General features: G+C 38.8%; 13 protein-coding genes. 8 read left to right on the top strand and 5 right to left on the bottom strand.

Annotated features, from left to right (window positions below; genetic code table 11):
- Positions 1-197: 197 nt before the first annotated feature.
- Complete coding sequence (locus IGK54_RS02415) at positions 198-284, bottom strand: hypothetical protein (protein WP_306173767.1); 87 nt, start codon at positions 282-284, stop codon at positions 198-200.
- Between IGK54_RS02415 and IGK54_RS02410 the strand changes: the two genes are divergently transcribed.
- On the top strand, positions 250-465 hold the full coding sequence (locus tag IGK54_RS02410) for a hypothetical protein (protein WP_002382998.1): 216 nt from the start codon (positions 250-252) through the stop codon (positions 463-465). The genes IGK54_RS02415 and IGK54_RS02410 overlap by 35 nt on opposite strands.
- Here IGK54_RS02410 and ligA read toward each other — a convergent pair.
- Both ligA and pcrA read right to left on the bottom strand, forming a co-directional pair.
- Complete coding sequence (ligA, locus tag IGK54_RS02405; protein WP_002358699.1) at positions 462-2,492, bottom strand: NAD-dependent DNA ligase LigA; 2,031 nt, start codon at positions 2,490-2,492, stop codon at positions 462-464. The genes IGK54_RS02410 and ligA overlap by 4 nt on opposite strands.
- Positions 2,493-2,617: 125 nt before the next feature.
- On the bottom strand, positions 2,618-4,876 hold the full coding sequence (gene pcrA, locus IGK54_RS02400; protein ID WP_002413797.1) for a DNA helicase PcrA: 2,259 nt from the start codon (positions 4,874-4,876) through the stop codon (positions 2,618-2,620).
- A 164-nt stretch (positions 4,877-5,040) separates the two neighbouring features.
- On the opposite strand from pcrA, the gene IGK54_RS02395 reads away from it, so the two are divergent.
- From IGK54_RS02395 to IGK54_RS02380, 4 genes are all read left to right on the top strand, one after another.
- Complete coding sequence (locus IGK54_RS02395; protein ID WP_142957327.1) at positions 5,041-6,600, top strand: ClC family H(+)/Cl(-) exchange transporter; 1,560 nt, start codon at positions 5,041-5,043, stop codon at positions 6,598-6,600.
- Between the two features lie 138 nt (positions 6,601-6,738).
- On the top strand, positions 6,739-7,491 hold the full coding sequence (locus IGK54_RS02390; protein ID WP_002381250.1) for a DeoR/GlpR family DNA-binding transcription regulator: 753 nt from the start codon (positions 6,739-6,741) through the stop codon (positions 7,489-7,491).
- Positions 7,488-8,405 carry a 1-phosphofructokinase gene (gene pfkB, locus IGK54_RS02385; protein WP_430603159.1) on the top strand — a complete coding sequence of 306 codons (918 nt, stop codon included), beginning with the start codon at positions 7,488-7,490 and terminating at the stop codon, positions 8,403-8,405. Before IGK54_RS02390 ends, pfkB begins: the two co-directional genes overlap by 4 nt.
- A gap of 23 nt (positions 8,406-8,428) precedes the next feature.
- Complete coding sequence (locus tag IGK54_RS02380) at positions 8,429-10,351, top strand: PTS fructose transporter subunit IIABC (protein WP_142957325.1); 1,923 nt, start codon at positions 8,429-8,431, stop codon at positions 10,349-10,351.
- A 46-nt stretch (positions 10,352-10,397) separates the two neighbouring features.
- Here IGK54_RS02380 and IGK54_RS02375 read toward each other — a convergent pair whose 3' ends face one another.
- Together IGK54_RS02375 and tig are read right to left on the bottom strand one after the other, a co-directional pair.
- A complete protein-coding gene (locus IGK54_RS02375) occupies positions 10,398-11,060 on the bottom strand; it encodes a hypothetical protein (RefSeq protein WP_002366175.1) in 663 nt (220 codons plus the stop codon).
- A 111-nt stretch (positions 11,061-11,171) separates the two neighbouring features.
- A complete protein-coding gene (gene tig / locus IGK54_RS02370) occupies positions 11,172-12,455 on the bottom strand; it encodes a trigger factor (protein WP_002355556.1) in 1,284 nt (427 codons plus the stop codon).
- 263 nt (positions 12,456-12,718) lie between these two features.
- Here tig and IGK54_RS02365 point away from each other — a divergent pair, with 263 nt between their 5' ends.
- The 3 genes from IGK54_RS02365 to IGK54_RS02355 are packed head-to-tail and all read left to right on the top strand — an operon-like array spanning position 12,719 to position 17,001.
- Positions 12,719-15,094: a hypothetical protein gene (locus IGK54_RS02365; RefSeq protein ID WP_185938102.1), complete on the top strand. Its 2,376-nt coding sequence runs from the start codon at positions 12,719-12,721 to the stop codon at positions 15,092-15,094.
- Positions 15,095-15,148: 54 nt separating this feature from the next.
- Positions 15,149-15,886, top strand: a complete 738-nt coding sequence (locus IGK54_RS02360; protein WP_353973743.1) for a WxL domain-containing protein — start codon at positions 15,149-15,151, stop codon at positions 15,884-15,886.
- Between the two features lie 35 nt (positions 15,887-15,921).
- On the top strand, positions 15,922-17,001 hold the full coding sequence (locus tag IGK54_RS02355; RefSeq protein ID WP_002386937.1) for a DUF916 and DUF3324 domain-containing protein: 1,080 nt from the start codon (positions 15,922-15,924) through the stop codon (positions 16,999-17,001).
- The last annotated feature ends 3 nt before the right edge of the window (positions 17,002-17,004 follow it).

Genomic DNA, 17,004 nt, shown 5'->3' with positions numbered 1-17,004 from the left:
CGGATATTTTAGATGAAACCTTGAATTTCATTGATAATTTGTCGCTCGCAAAAATGATGGAAACATGTTATTATGAAAATGAAAAGAGAGATATGCAGGAACATACCTCTCTAGTAGCCACTACTAGTTATAAGAACTAGCGGCTTACTGAGTTATTGGTTTTATTTCAAACGCTTAACCGTTCAGCTCCTCAAAGCTTATGAACGGTTATTTTTGTTGTCTAAGACAAGCGCTAAGATACCGAAGATAATGGTCACAACAAGTGTTGCAAAACCAATCATCAGTCCTAGCGCTGCTTCAACGGACAAAAACATTGCTCCTTTCGTTAAAGTAAGAAGAATTGCGCATAAGCATCAACCTCCTTTCTCAACTCAGAAAGTTCTCGTTCATATAACTTTTATGACTAAAATAAGCATACCATCAAATTACTACATAAAATCTGACAACGTTAATTTTTCTTCTTAAAAATGACTTGCATCTAACGCATCGACCATTTCTTGTTCATTCCAAACGGTCACGCCTAAGCTTTCAGCTTTGGTTAATTTACTGCCTGCATCTTCGCCAGCAACCACAATGTCAGTTTTTTTCGAAACACTCCCTGTAACTTTTCCACCAAGATTTTCAATTTTTTCTTTGGCTTCTTCGCGAGTGTACTGCGTTAATTTTCCTGTTAAAACAACTGTTTTGTCTTTGAAAGGTGACTCCACTTCTGCTAATTGTTCTGTCCGGAGACCTTTATATGTCAAGTTCACTTGGGCTTTTTCCAGTTCAGCCATTAATTCATGAACTTCCTCATTTTCAAAATACGTCACAACGCTGTCTGCGATTGTTTCGCCAATTGAATCCAAAGCCACAATTTCTTCCGCGGTTGCACGACTTAAGGTTGGTAAATCACCAAAATGCTCCGCTAAAATTTTCGCCGCTTTCGCCCCCACATGGCGAATCCCTAAGCCAAAAATCAAACGTTCGACAGAGTTTTCTTTACTCCCTTGAATGGCAGTATAAATGTTGTTTGCTGATTTTTCTTTGATTTTATCCAAAGTCATTAATTGTTCTTCTGTTAAGAAATACAGATCCGCTACGTCTTTCACTAATCCTTTGTCATACATTTGTGCTAACACTCGTGGCCCCAAGCCATCAATGTTCATTGCGTTTCGTGAGACAAAGTGATTCAGCCCTTCTTTAATTTGCGCAGGGCATTTTGGATTAATACAACGTAACGCCACTTCCTCATCTAAATGCACCAACTCACTATGACAAATTGGACAATGTGTCGGCATTTCATAAGGCTGACTATCGGCTGCACGTTTTTCAACTAGGACTTGCGCTACTTCTGGGATAATATCGCCGGCTTTGTAAATAATAACATGATCATTTAAACGGATATCTTTCATTTGAATAAAATCTGCATTATGCAAACTTGCCCGACTAACCGTGGTTCCCGCGACTCGTACAGGAGCCATGACTGCAGTAGGAGTGACCACCCCCGTGCGCCCAATTGTCCATTCAATATCTTCCACTACTGTTTCTGCTTCTTCTGGTGGAAATTTGTAGGCAATCGCCCAGCGAGGTGCTTTGACAGTGAAACCTAATTCATCTTGCAACGCAAATTCGTTCACTTTAATCACAATTCCATCGATTTCGTATGGCAAAGTGCTCCGCTTTTCATGGTATTCTTCAATGTAGGCCCAAACTTCATCGATTGACTGACATAATTGCCGTTCGGGATTGGTTCTAAAACCAATTGCAGAAAGCTCTTCTAATGCCTCAAACTGCGTCTTCGCTTTCATTGGTCCAAAGTCAGCAACTGTGTATAAAAACGTATTTAAGTTCCGTTTTGCCACAATTTTTGTGTCTAATTGGCGCAAGCTTCCCGCCGCTGCATTCCGAGGATTGGCAAAAATATCTTGGCCATTTTCTTCACGTTCTTCATTCAATGCGACAAAGGATTGTTTAGGCATGTAGCACTCGCCACGAACTTCCACTGAAATGGGCTCCGTTAAACGCATTGGCACAGAGCGAACCGTTCGTAAGTTCTCTGTAATGTTTTCACCAACCGTTCCATCGCCTCGTGTTGCTCCGCGTACAAACACCCCGTTTTCATAACGTAATGAAATTGCTAACCCATCAATTTTCAACTCGCAACAGTAAGCAACGGGTTTACCAATCGCCTTACGAACACGTTCATCAAAAGCAAAAATGTCTTCCTTGCTAAACCCATCATTTAAACTATACATTGGAATGTCATGCGGAGCTTTTTCAAAACCAGATAAAACTTTGCCACCTACACGTTGTGTCGGCGAATCTGGCGTGATTAAATCAGGAAACTCCGTTTCAATATCGACTAACTCTTTATACAAACGATCGTAAACATAATCTTCTACGGATGGTTGATCTTTGACATAATATTCATGGGAATATTGATTGAGTTGTTTTCTTAATTCTTGCGCACGAGTTGTCGCCGCCGTTAATGTTAATGGTTGTTGTTCCATCGTAGAACTCCTCCTCATAAGTGTAATGCTCTTATCGTCTTTTTAACACATTTACACTAAGATAGAAAATAAAAAGAATTTAACTAATGATGATTTCTCATTAAATCGCTGACCTATTTTGCATGTTAAATTTTTTCAATAGGTGCAAATGCCGCTAACAACCGTTTTATGCCTTTTTCAGGGAAAGCAATGTCCAACTCTAAGTCTTTGGCCGAACCGCCTACACGAACGACTGTACCAACGCCCCATGCTTTATGTTGGACCTTATCACCTGCTTGCCAAGAAACTTTTTCGCCACCACTTGCCACTTTGTTACTAACTGATTTTGTAGCTGGCTGTGTATAAGCTGGTTTACTTGCGCTGGGCTTAAATACTTTAGGATCAAAGGTGCGCGCTGGAGCTTTCTGTAAATTGGCCGCCGCCCCTTGTTTCACTAAACGTTCCGCCTCAATTTCTTCTAAAAAGCGACTTGGTCGATTATATTGCGTGCGACCATATAATGTTCTCGAATAAGCATTCGTTAAAAACAGGGCTTCTTCCGCTCGTGTGATACCAACATAAGCCAAGCGCCGTTCTTCTTCCAGTTCACTTTCTTCTAGCATGGCACGTGATAATGGGAAAACCCCTTCTTCTAAGCCCATTAAAAAGACCACTGGAAATTCCAGTCCTTTGGCCGCATGCAACGTCATTAAGGTTACTTGTGAAGAGCTCTCTTCTAAATTATCTAAATCAGAAACCAAGGCTAAATCTGTTAAAAAATCCGCCAATTTTGTTTCTTCGCCATTTGGATCGTCGTTATTTTGCGCTTCAAAACGTTTATCAAATTCTTGTGTCACAGATAAAAATTCGTCCAAGTTTTCTAAGCGAGCTTGAGACTCTAAATTATTTTGCGCCATCAAAGCTTCCCGATAACCACTACGCTGTAAAGTTTCTTTCACCAATTCTGTAATCGTTAAATAGGGCACTGTTTTCGTTAAGTCTTGAATCATCATGCCAAAATTACCAAGCTCTTTACCCGCTTTTCCTGAAATATTTGCCAAATCAACATTTTGGGCAGCTTCCAGCAAAGCCCAACCATGCGTATCCGCAAATAGCCGTAATTTTTCAATTGAACTTTTACCGATTCCTCGTTTTGGTTCATTGACAATTCGTTCAAAGCTGATCGAATCATCTGGATTGGCAATCAAACTTAAATAAGCCAAGATATCTTTAATTTCTTTACGGTCGTAGAATTTATGTCCGCCCACCATGGTATACGGAATATTAGATTTCAAGAGCATTTCTTCCACTACACGGGATTGGGCATTGGTCCGATATAATACCGCAAAATCACCATAAATTCGGTCATTTTCCCGCATTTCTTTTTGGATTTGGCTCACAATAAATTGTGTTTCATCCCGTTCTGTGTCCCCGCGATAATAGACAATTTTTTCACCGTCTATATTTTCTGTCCACAGTTCTTTCTCGCGGCGGTTACGGTTATTTTTGATGACATCATTCGCAGCCGCCAAAATGTTTTTGGTGGATCGATAATTTTGTTCTAGCAAAATTACACTGGCATCTGGATAATCTTTTTCAAAATCCAAGATATTTTGCATATCCGCCCCGCGCCAACCATAGATACTTTGGTCGGCATCACCTACGACACACAGATTTTTGAAACGTGCAGCCAATAAATTGACTAAGGTATATTGTGCATGATTGGTATCTTGGTATTCATCCACATGAATATAGTGAAATTTATTTTGGTAGAAAGCCAACGTATCTGGTTGTTCATTGAATAAACGAATCGTATTCATAATCAAATCATCAAAATCCATACATTGGTTTTTGCGTAATTCTTTTTGATAGGCTTCGTAGCATTTTGCGACAATTTCTTCATATAAGGAACCTTGCATTTCAGCAACTTTTTCAGGCGTTTGTAATTCATTTTTGGCATTGCTAATCGTACCTAAAATTGAGCGAGGATCATATTTTTTTGAATCAATATTTAAGTCGTTTAAGATGCGTTTCATTAATGTTTTTTGTTCCGATGGGTCAATGATTGTAAAATTACGGTTGTAACCAATCTGATCCACATCACGACGTAAAATTCTTACACACATGGAGTGAAAAGTGGAGACCCATACATCTTCGCCACCCGTTTCCAGTAATTTATTTACACGCTCTTTCATTTCTTTAGCAGCTTTATTGGTAAACGTAATCGCCAAAATATTCCATGGATTTACTTCTTTTTCCTCAATTAGATAGGCAATTCGGTGTGTTAAAACCCGCGTTTTTCCACTACCAGCACCAGCCATGACTAACAGTGGTCCTTCTGTATGCAAAACGGCTTCTTCTTGTCGAGGATTCATTCCCTGAACCAAGGCATGTTTTTGTGTCATATTAAACGTCCTCTCTCTTTTTTCAATCTTATACAGTATACCAAAAATCCCTTTGAAGTTCTTTAGAAAAGAACAAAAAATCTTTTTCTTTTTATATGAAATTTTCTTGTAAATCAAGTCAAACCGCAGTACATTAGTAAGTAGTGATGGAGGCTAAAAATGAAATGAATAATGATGTACATGAAATTAAACAATTAGATGGTACCCGAATCGGCTTTATCCTTAAAGGCATCGTCGTCGGAATTCTGGTCGGCTTTGTTGTCAGCTTATTTCGCTTAGGCATTGAAAAAATTGGCGAACAAGTCGTTCATCTGTATCAAACGTTTCACGAAAAACCCTTTTGGATGATTCCTTGGTTCTTATTTTCTCTCGTGCTTGCTTATTTATTAGGACGACTGATTAAGAGCGAACCAGCAATTAAAGGCAGTGGCATTCCCCAAGTGGAAGGACAACTTCAAGGTCAATTAGAAATTCATTGGTTTCCAGTGCTTTGGAAAAAATTTATCGGTGGGATCTTAGCGATTAGTCCTGGGCTATTTTTGGGACGTGAAGGTCCTTCAATTCAACTAGGTGCAGTGGTTGGACAAGGCTATAGTCAATGGCGGCAAAGCACCAAGTCTGAAGAAAAAATTTTAATCAGTAGTGGTGCCAGTGCTGGTTTAGCCGCCGCTTTTAACGCACCAATCGCAGGACTTTTATTTGTTCTAGAAGAGGTTCACCATTCCTTTTCACCTTTAGTTTGGTTAACCTCTTTTTCTGCGGCCATTTCCGCTAACTTTGTTTCTTTGCATTTCTTCGGATTGCAGCCAGTTCTTTATATTGGTCCGGTTAAATCTTTGCCTTTAGAGTACTATTGGACATTAGTCCTGCTGGGCGTTTTGCTAGGATTATTAGGTTGGATATATCAAAAAACATTGTTGTCCTTACCAAAAGTATATGGAAAAATCAAAGGCCTTTCTTCTAATTATTATGGTTTTGTTCCTTTTATTTTGATTTTACCGATTGGTTATTTCTTTCCACATTTACTTGGCGGTGGGAATCAAATTGTTTTAGCTTTAGGCAATCAACCGGCCACGATTTGGGTTTTAGTCGGCTTACTGGTTTTACGTTTTGTTTTTTCAATGGTTTCTTACGGATCGAATCTCCCTGGTGGTATTTTCTTGCCTATTCTAACTTTAGGTGCCATTATCGGAACATTGTATGGTAGTCTACTTGTCCAATACGTAGGGATGGATCCAATTTTTGTGAAAAACTTTTTAATTTTTGCCATGGCTGGTTATTTTACTGCGATTGGTAAAGCACCGTTAACAGCGATTATTTTAGTAACAGAAATGGTCGGCAATTTTTCTCATTTAATGTCTTTAGGGGTTGTCGCTTTAGTTAGTTATATTACCATCGATAGTCTTGGCGGCAAGCCAATTTATGAAAGCTTATTAGAACGTTTGGTTCCTTCTAAAGTAAGTAATATTCGTGGCCACAAAACGATTATTGAATTACCTATCACTGCAGAAAGTTCCTTAGATGATACGATGGTACGTGATTTTGTCTGGCCTAAACAAATGTTGCTCACTTCCATTCGCCGTGGCGAATCGGAAATTTTAACACATGGTGATACTGTTATGCATGTTGGCGATGTGCTTATTATTTTGACCGATGAAAAACTCGCTTACCAAGTCAAGAAAGAAATTTATCAAAAAACTTTACCGAATGATTTAGTGAATTAAAGAAAGCTGCTGAACCTGAGTTCAGCAGCTTTCTTTTTTTCTTATGACTGTTTTTTAATTTTTTTGAATGTTTTTGACCGTTTTAGATTGATTAGCGTTTTCATTTGTGCTATTATATCCATGAAATGAGGGATGAAAATGCTTACGGAAGAACGACATCAAAAAATTTTACAATTGTTAGATCAAAAATCAGTCGTCAAATCACAAGAACTTGCTAGCTTATTCAATGCTTCAGAATCCACAATCCGCCGCGATTTACAAGAATTAGAAGACGCCAATTTGTTAGAACGCATTCACGGCGGCGCTAAGCGTATTCTTAATTTAGGCTTTGAACAAAACATGACGGAAAAATCAATCAAAAACACGCACGAAAAGCAAAAAATTGCTTCTTTAGCCGCTAGTTGTGTACAAGATGGCGATATGATCTATTTAGATGCTGGTTCAACCACGTTAGAAATGATCCCTTTTTTAGTTGGGAAACAAATCCATGTAGTGACGAATTCCGTGCATCACGCTGCAAAACTTAGCGATATGGAAATTCCCACTATTATGCTCGGTGGTACTTTGAAGCTCTCCACTAAAGCAATCATTGGTGCCACTAGTATGGAACAGCTACAACATTTTCGTTTTAACAAAGCTTTTTTAGGAACTAACGGCGCACATTTAGAATTTGGTTTAACGACGCCTGATCCCGAAGAAGCAGCGCTAAAAGCCTTGGCTATTCATCAAGCAGAAACAGCCTATGTTTTACTGGATCATACAAAATTTAATGAAGTAACGTTTACCAAAGTGGAAGAATTAGAGTCAGTTACTTTACTAACTGACTACTGCCCTGCTGAATCGCTTCAAGGATTCCAGCAAAAAACTATTTTAATGGAGGCAAACAAATGATTTACACAGTGACTTTAAACCCTTCTATCGACTTTATCGTTCACGTCGATCATCTACAAATTGGTGATTTGAATCGGATGACGAATGATTTTAAATTACCTGGCGGCAAAGGAATCAACGTTTCACGTATTTTAAAACGTATGGAAACAGAATCCACTGCCTTAGGTTTTTTAGGTGGTTTTACAGGCTCATTCATTGCCGATTGGTTGAAAAAAGAAGAAATCCAAACGAATTTCACTCCCGTGTCTGCTGATACACGAATCAACATTAAATTGAAATCAGATACTGAAACAGAAATTAACGGCTTAGGACCTGCCCTAACAAACGAAGAAATTCAAGAACTAAAACAAGCAGTTAGTCGTGTTCAGGCTGGTGATATTGTTGTTCTTTCAGGAAGTACACCTGCTTCTCTACGCAAAGGATTTTACGAAGAGTTAATCCAAATTGTGAAGGAAAAAGGCGCAGAATTTGTTATTGATACGACAGGTGAAGATTTAATGAACGCTTTGTCACAAAAGCCTTTAATGGTCAAGCCAAATAATCATGAGTTGGCAGAATTATATCATACAACCTTTACAAGTGTTGAAGATATTTTACCTTATGGACATCGGTTACTAGAAGAAGGAGCGCAACACGTAATTATCTCAATGGCTGGTGATGGTGCATTACTTTTCACAACAGAAGGTGTTTATCGTTCCAACGTTTTAAAACGTCCACTGAAAAATTCTGTCGGCGCTGGCGACTCAATGATTGCTGGTTTTATTGGCAACTTTTCAAAAACACAAGATCCTTTAGAGGCTTTCAAATGGGGTGTCGCTTGCGGTAGCGCGACCGCATTTTCTGATGATTTAGCCTCAGAAGATTTTATCCAAGAACTTATTCACGAAGTAACAATTGAAAAAATTTCAGAATAAATCCACTAAGGGAGGAAAATAGAGTGAACATTAATGATTTATTAATAAAAGATGTCATGATTATGGATTTACAAGCTACTGATAAAAAAGGCGCGATTGATGAAATGGTCCAAAAATTATACGATGGTGGCCGCATCTCTGACATTGACACTTACAAAGAAGGAATTTTAAAACGCGAAGCACAAACATCGACTGGTTTAGGCGACGGCATCGCTATGCCTCACGCAAAAAACAGTGCCGTAAAAGAACCGACAGTTCTTTTCGCTAAAAGTAAAAAAGGTGTTGATTATGAAGCACTAGATGGACAACCTACTTATCTATTCTTCATGATTGCTGCTCCAGAAGGCGCCAATGATACACATCTCCAAGCGCTTGCGGCCCTTTCTCGATTACTTATCGATCCAGACTTTGTTGGCAAATTGAAAGAAGCGGAAACTCCAGAAGCAGTACAAGCACTTTTCAAAGCAGCGGAAAATCAAAAAGAAGCGGAAGAAAAAGCAGAACAAGAACAAACAACACCAGCACCAGAAAGCAATCGTAAATATATTATTGCTGTGACTGCTTGTCCTACAGGAATTGCTCATACTTACATGGCCGAAGATGCGCTGAAGAAAAAAGCAAAAGAAATGGGCGTAGACATTAAAGTAGAAACAAACGGTTCAGAAGGAATTAAAAATCGTTTAACTGCTGAAGATATTGCTCGTGCTGATGGCGTGATTGTCGCAGCCGATAAAAAAGTAGAAATGAATCGATTTGATGGTAAAAAATTAGTCAATCGTCCCGTCAGTGATGGAATTCGTAAAACCGAAGAACTAATTAACTTAGCCATTAGTGGTGAAGCTCCTACTTTCCATGGCAGTGACTCGGCTGCAAGCAATCAAGAGGATTCAGCGGAAGGTTCAATCGGTTCTCGTATCTATAAAGATTTAATGAATGGTGTTTCTCATATGTTACCTTTCGTTATTGGTGGCGGAATTGCCATTGCTCTTTCCTTTATGATTGATCAATTTATCGGGGTTCCTCAAGATCAATTAGCCAATTTAGGGAATTACAATGACGTAGCTAGCTGGTTTAACCAAATTGGTGGCGCAGCATTTGGCTTTATGTTACCTGTCTTAGCTGGTTTTATTGCTTCTAGTATCGGGGATCGTCCAGGCTTAGTTGCTGGTTTCGCGGCTGGTGCATTAGCAAATGCTGGCGGAGCTGGATTCCTTGGGGCCTTAATCGGTGGTTTCTTAGCTGGTTATGTAGTGGTTCTTTTACGTAAAGTCTTCAAAGGCTTGCCAAAATCATTAGATGGAATTAAAACCATTTTATTCTATCCAGTTTTTGGTTTGATTATTACGGGCTTATTAATGTTAGTCATTAACATCCCGATGAAAGCAATTAATGATGCGTTAAATCATTTCCTACTTGGCTTAGATGGCACAAATGCTGCTTTACTTGGTGCCTTATTAGCTGGTATGATGGCCATCGACTTAGGTGGACCAGTTAACAAAGCTGCTTATGTTTTCGGTACAGCTACGCTAGCAAGTACTGTTGCAGAAGGTGGCAGCGTGGTCATGGCTTCTGTAATGGCTGGCGGAATGGTTCCTCCATTAGCAATTTTCGTAGCAACTCGTTTATTTAAAAATAAATTTACAAAAGATCAACAAGATGCCGGCTTAACCAATATTGTAATGGGACTTTCTTTTGTCACTGAAGGGGCAATTCCTTTTGCAGCAGCTGACCCATTACGTGTGATTCCAAGTTTCGTGGTAGGTTCTGCCTTTACTGGTGCGTTGGTTGGTGCGTTTGGTATCAAATTATTGGCACCACATGGAGGAATCTTCGTCGTCTTCCTATTAAGTAATCCATTACTATATCTATTGTTCATCTTAATTGGGGCGATTATTTCAGGAATTGTCTACGGACTTTTGAAAAAACCTGTCGAAGTACCTGCTTAAAAAAACAGCAAAAAAGCGATTCAACCATGGTTGAATCGCTTTTTTATTATTTTCTCTTTATCGCATAATTTTCTAAATACTCAGGATTTCCTTTGCTTCTGATATACGTATACACGCCCATCACAAAGGCCCCAAGGGTATTGGTAAATAAATCCCCCATCGTATCCATTAAAGCAGCACGCCCAATAAATGGTTGGCCGTTGGACATATTATAGCGTTGTAAGTTCATGTTCCCTAGTGAATCGCAGATAAATTCCCAGAATTCCCAGAAGACGCCACAAAGCCCTGCAAATGCAAACCCAAATAATAAAAATAACCACGGGGAAACATCGGCGTACTTCGTTTTCTTCAATAGGAAACCAGCAATACCATAACCAACAGCAGTTAACAGCATCGGACTAACAAAGTGTAAAATTTTATCCCAGAACGAAATGATTGAGATCATATGCAACGAGGTTCCTAGGAATACTGAAATAAATAAGAAAAACCAGTAAAAATAAACGATAGTCGGTGGCATAATAATTTTTAAAAATTTATTGACAAGATCCGGTAAAAAGATTAGACCAATTCCAAGTAAACATTCGATAACAAACGTCACACCTTGTTTTGTTGAATACTTAGCCGTAAAAAATTCCCAGAGATTGTACGTCAAGCATAAGATGCCAAACACCACTAATCCATATTTAATTTTCGAATAATTTTTATCCATTTTGACACACCCTTTCAAAAGTTATTTTATATGAAAAAAACTGTAGATGAAAGACACCTTCCATCTACAGTTTTAGAAAACTCTATCGAATGAAGAGCTTATTAAAAATGTTTATTTTTCAACAGCTGTTTCAGTAATTGTTTCAACAGCACGTTTCATACGAATATCGTGTTCTAACATGTCGTTGTTTAATACTTTACGTACTTGTGCTTCAGGCATGTTGTATTGTTCTGCTAAATCTTTCACTTCAGCATCGATGTCTTCTTGTGTTACTTCGATGTTTTCAGCTTTGGCAACTGCTTCAATCACTAAGTTTGTTTTTGTGCGTGTTTCTGCTTCGCCTTCAAATTGTTTGTGTAAATCTTCTTCTGTAGAACCAGTTAATTGGTAGTACATTTCAGGAGAAATTCCTTGGCGTTGCATGTTGTTTAAGAATTCATCCATTGAACGGTGAACTTCGTCGTGAACCATTACGTGTGGTAATTCAACGATTTCAGCATTTTCAACAGCTAAACGAATTGCTTCTTCGTCTTTTGCTTCTTCAGCTGCTGCTTCTTTTGCTTCTGTCAATTCTTTACGGAATTTTTCTTTTAATTCGTCTAATGATTCTACTGAATCGTCAACGTCTTTTGCAAATTCATCATCCAATTCTGGTAATTCTTTTGCTTTTACTTCATGAACAGTTACTTTGAAGACTGCTTCTTTACCAGCTAAATCTTCTGCTTGGTAATCTTCAGGGAAAGTAACGTTTACTTCTACTTCTTCGCCAGCTTTTTTGCCAACTAATTGGTCTTCAAAGCCTGGAATAAATGAATTAGAACCTAATTCTAATGAGTAATTTTCTCCTTTGCCGCCTTCAAATGCTTCGTCGCCTAAGAAGCCTTCAAAGTCGATAACTACAGTGTCGCCATTTTCAGCAGCGGCATCTTCTTTGATTACTAATTCAGCTTGAGATTCTTGTTCGCGTTTCAAACGTGCTTCCACATCTTCATCTGTTACTTCACGGTCTTGTTTAGACACTGTTAAGTTTTTGTATTCGCCTAATTTTACTTCAGGTTTTACAGTTACTTCAGCAGTGATAACCCAGTCTTCCCCTTTATTCATGCTTTCAACATCAATTTTTGGTTGTGCTACTGGTTCAATTCCTGCTTCTAAAACAGCCGCTTCATATGCTTCTGGTAAAACAGCGTTTAACGCATCTTCGTATAACGCTTCTTCTCCATACATACGGTTAAAAACAGTACGTGATACTTTTCCTTTACGGAAACCAGGTACGTTTAAGTTTTTTTTCACTTTATTGAACGCTTGCGTTAATCCTTTTTCGATTACTGCTTGTTCGATTGAAAAAGTTAATACACCATCATTAGTGCCTTTTTTTTCCCATTTCGCAGACATTTGTTTCCCTCCGAATAACATTTAATTTTATACATCAAACTTTATTTATGCATACCTTTAAATAGTACACTATCCCTAGGAAAATGTAAATATTTTAAGTGCTAAGAAGTGAAAGAAAGACTCGATTTTTAGCAAACTATCAGTTTTTTAATTTTTTCGGATTAAAAAAGCATAGAATTTCGAGAAATTTCCTTCTTAAAACACTAAAAGATTGTGAACAAAATATCTTGTTCACAATCGGATGTAATCGCTTTACTTTATGAATGGCCCATTATAGAATGTATGTACTCAATATTTACTCATTATATATTTTCGTCATTATACATATAATATCAAAAAAGGAGAGGATGGTTTTGAATAAGTTCGTCTGGGGAATCTTTTCTTGCATCATATCATGGCTTTTTTTATCGCTGACTCAACCTTTGATAGCTCATTCTGAAACACTGAACCCTACAACTCACGCCTCTACTTTTAGTGAAACATTTACTTCAGTTTCAACAGAACAACAAACAACTCAAGCAACCGATATCGTGGAACAAGAAACCGAGCAAACCCATGCTTCCTCTGAAAACGATGAACCTATGGCACCTACGCCAGCTAGTGTTTCTGTTGGTAATAGCACCTTAAAAAGTACCTTAAGCACGGGAACGTATAACCAAGATATTATCACACTTTCGTATGAATACAGTGTGACACTTATCGGCTTAGCAATTAATGATCGACCGATTATTGCTATTCAACTTCCTACAGAAATTTCAAGCCAGTTAGATAACGACACTCTAAAGCAACAAGATTTTCTGACTCTTTTAACAGGGACTGTCAGTTATCCAGGAACAGCCACTCAAGATATTCACAGTTCAACTAACGGCGTCAGTCTCTCTTATAGTAGCACTTATCATTCTGTTTATCTGACTTTTCCAAGTAGCACCTTGGTGTTACTTCCCGGAACCAAATGGTCTACCGCCATTTCGTTTGATGTGGGCGCACTTTATAAACGAGGAATTTCAATCCCTCCTGCTCTTAACGGCAAAGACTATCCGATTCGAGGAACCTTTACAGATGTCGGCACTGGATTAGGTGCAATTAATATTATTATTGGAAACAATACAAAAACAGGCGTAATTAGCAAAGCTCAACTTAGTTTAGGTAATTATCCCGTTCCTCAAGTCACACCAGCCAAACTAACTCAACCAAATCATCTGGACACTACTGTAACAGGGACTATTCAACAAGTGCAAGACCCAAACTATAGCTACTCTGTTCAATTAACCTTGAACCACCATGATGGAACCACTACCCCCATAGTGGTGAAGGGAATTTCTGTTGATGCAGCTGGAAATTTCTCGACCTCTTTAGCTTCACCATTAGAATATGGCGACATGCTCTCTACAATTGTCTTTGCTCGTTCCAAAACGTCAACCGACTATATTCAAAGCAGCCCCTCAGCTGACCAAAGTGTCAATTGGTCAATCCAACCAGTCACAAACGTAGTCGCCAATGCCGGCTCAACTCAACTTTCAGGTAAAGCTTCTCAAGTATCTAACGGAACCTATCAAGTTAAAGTACAAATAAATGGTGGTTCTATTTACACAACGTCCTTAGATTCCAATGGCCATTTTCAATTTGCTAATTTACCCACTTTCCAAGGGGGAGAAACGGTCAGCTTGTGGGTCCAAGGGCTCAGCAATCGCACTGGCCTGCCTTTGCTAACCAGTTCTACTGTTTCTCAAACAGTTGCTTATCCTGTGCCTCAACTAACGGTCACGCAAATCATTGAGCGGAAAAATGCACAAGGGCTCTGGGAAGCTGCAAACTCTGTCGTAAGTGGTCAAATCATTCGTTTTACGTTAACCACACGTTTAACCAATCAACCAGCAACGTGGATGAATCAGCAATTACGAGCAACGGTGCCTAAAGGACTGTCCCAACTTTCAGCTGCTACATTAACAAAACAATCAGCAGTAGGTTTAAGTACGCCAATAGCTGGGCTTCAACTTTTAACTGATAGTTCCACTGGTTTGCCGTATTGGAGTTATCACAATTCGCTGCCAGCAGATAATTTTACGGAAGCCAATACACAATTCACCTTACAATATACAGCAACGGTTACAGAAGAATGGATAAACCAATTTCTTTTATTTTCTAGCACGGTTACTGGCAATGATGGTGGCGGAACGCCAATTACGCCAATCACTAAGGAACAGTCTTTACCTATCAAAAACGGTACCCTCCGTTTTGTGCAGATGCCAACTACAGTTTCCTTTAAAAATTTACCTTTTCCCAGCAAACGAACCCTCTACTCACCATCGACCATTAGCGCTCCTTTCCTCATTGCCGATGGTCGTGTTGCAAAAACACCATGGCATTTGTTGGTAAGAGAGAGTCAGCCCATGCATTCAACTTCTACAAATAAAACGATCCAGCAAGCTTTCATTTATCGAAAAAATGGCAGTGATTTTCCTATCTCCTCTTTAGCAACCGAAGTTTATCAATACACCGCAACGGACGATAACAATGTAGAAATTCCTTGGAACCAACAAAATGGACTTTTTTTAAGCGTTGCTCCTGACCTTAATTTAACGGTCAAAGAATCTTACACTGCCGAATTACAATGGATTCTTTCTGATACACCCCTCTAATTAGGATTTAGCTTTTTTAAAAGTTAAAAATAAACAAGAAAGAAGGAATAAAAAATGAAAAAGATCGTGCGCATTTCAAGCATTTTGTTCGTTGCTACGCCTCTTATGCTTTTAAATAGTCCAAAAGTTGAAGCAGCTCAAGTCGCTTCTATTCAATCCAACGCTGATATTACGTTTGCTCTTGATAATACTGTCACGCCACCTGTCAACCCGACGAACCCTTCTCAGCCTGTGACACCTAATCCTGCTGATCCTCATCAACCTGGTACAGCCGGACCCCTTAGTATTGACTATGTTTCAAATATCCATTTTGGATCAAAACAAATTCAAGCCGGAACAGCGATCTATTCGGCACAACTGGATCAAGTGCAAAATAGTACTGGCGATTTAATTAGCGTGCCAAACTATGTTCAAGTAACTGACAAACGTGGTCTAAATCTTGGCTGGAAATTATCAGTTAAACAGAGTGCGCAATTTGCTACAAGTGATTCAACACCCGCTGTTTTGGATAATGCATCCTTGACCTTTTTAGCAGCAACACCCAATTCAACACAGTTACTTTCTTTGGCGCCATTAACGGTCCCAGTAACCTTGGATCCAACTGGTGCCGCCACTTCTCCTGTGGCGACTGCCGCTCTTTCAACAGGAATGGGCACTTGGACATTAGCTTTTGGTAGCGGAGCGACCGCTGCTCAAGGCATTCAATTAACTGTTCCTGCGACAACGAAAAAAGTTGCAGCTAAACAATATAAAATAACGCTTACTTGGATTTTGGATGATACACCACTTTAAAAGAAAACAAACAAGGTATTGCATGAAACAACTTCATGCAATACCTTGTTATAAAAAATTGTCAAAAAGGAGTGCACACTATGAATCAGCAGCTTTTTAAATGGCTCCATGCTATTAGCGTCATCATTTTTTTATTTTTTATTGGCTCTTATTCTGTAGAAGCAAGCGAAATGACTTTTTCTGTAAAAGCCATTTTACCCGACAATCAACGAACCAAAGAGACAAGTTATTTTGATTTACGTGTCGCTCCAAACCAAACACAAAAGCTACAAATCGAACTAACGAATCAAACAGCCAACGACATTACCGTGCTAGCTTCAGCCAATGCAGCGATTACTAATGATAATGGCTTGGCAGATTATTCTCATGCTGAAACAAAAAAAGATCCGTCTGCACCTTTTACTTTTAATGAGATTGCGCAATTGCCAAAAGAAATCCACCTACCTAAACACTCAACCAAGACTGTTGAATGTCAGCTTACTTTACCGGAAAAACCATTTAATGGGTACGTTTTAGGAGGACTCTACTTTGAACAAAAGTCAGATGAACAACCTGCTCACTCAGAAAACGGTGTGGCCATCAATAATCGTTTTTCTTATGTAGTCGGTGTCTTACTTAGTGAAACAGATGAACCTGTTCAGCCAGAATTATCTTTAAATGAAGTAAAAACCGATCAAGCTAACGGTCGTAACCGCGTATTAATGAATCTCCAAAACAAACAAGCGGCTATGATTAAAAAATTACAAGTCGATGCCTCTTTGTATTATGAAAAAGAAACCAAACCTCGCTACGAAAATCACCAAGAGTCGTTAACAATGGCTCCTAATACAAATTTTAATTATCGGATTGACTTAAAGGAACAACCTTTTGTTCCTGGAAATTATACTGTAAAAATCAAAGCAAACGATGGCTATCAAGACTATTCGTGGGAAAAACACTTAGTCATCCAAGAAAAAGAAGCTAAAAAATACAATGCTACCGCCGTCAACCTCCCACCTGAAAAACACACCAATTTCCCTTGGAAACTGGTGAGTAGCATCACGCTGGTTTTTCTATTCATTTTGGGAAGCACGATTTATTATTTCAAGAAAAAAATACGTGAATCGCAACAATAAAAA

It is taken from the genome of Enterococcus sp. DIV2384 (genome assembly GCF_050534975.1).
GTDB lineage: Bacteria > Bacillota > Bacilli > Lactobacillales > Enterococcaceae > Enterococcus > Enterococcus faecalis.
The sequence above is the reverse complement of the archived record's forward strand: the minus strand, read 5'-3'. Positions and strand labels throughout refer to the sequence as shown.

Bases quoted from the DNA above. Each gene is read 5' to 3' on its own strand.
- IGK54_RS02410 (WP_002382998.1), top strand. From the start codon at position 250: ATGGTCACAACAAGTGTTGCAAAACCAATCATCAGTCCTAGCGCTGCT.
- ligA (WP_002358699.1), bottom strand. From the start codon at position 2,492: ATGGAACAACAACCATTAACATTAACGGCGGCGACAACTCGTGCGCAA.
- pcrA (WP_002413797.1), bottom strand. From the start codon at position 4,876: ATGACACAAAAACATGCCTTGGTTCAGGGAATGAATCCTCGACAAGAA.
- IGK54_RS02395 (WP_142957327.1), top strand. From the start codon at position 5,041: ATGAATAATGATGTACATGAAATTAAACAATTAGATGGTACCCGAATC.
- IGK54_RS02390 (WP_002381250.1), top strand. From the start codon at position 6,739: ATGCTTACGGAAGAACGACATCAAAAAATTTTACAATTGTTAGATCAA.
- pfkB (WP_430603159.1), top strand. From the start codon at position 7,488: ATGATTTACACAGTGACTTTAAACCCTTCTATCGACTTTATCGTTCAC.
- IGK54_RS02375 (WP_002366175.1), bottom strand. From the start codon at position 11,060: ATGGATAAAAATTATTCGAAAATTAAATATGGATTAGTGGTGTTTGGC.
- tig (WP_002355556.1), bottom strand. From the start codon at position 12,455: ATGTCTGCGAAATGGGAAAAAAAAGGCACTAATGATGGTGTATTAACT.
- IGK54_RS02365 (WP_185938102.1), top strand. From the start codon at position 12,719: ATGGCCCATTATAGAATGTATGTACTCAATATTTACTCATTATATATT.
- IGK54_RS02360 (WP_353973743.1), top strand. From the start codon at position 15,149: ATGAAAAAGATCGTGCGCATTTCAAGCATTTTGTTCGTTGCTACGCCT.
- IGK54_RS02355 (WP_002386937.1), top strand. From the start codon at position 15,922: ATGCAATACCTTGTTATAAAAAATTGTCAAAAAGGAGTGCACACTATG.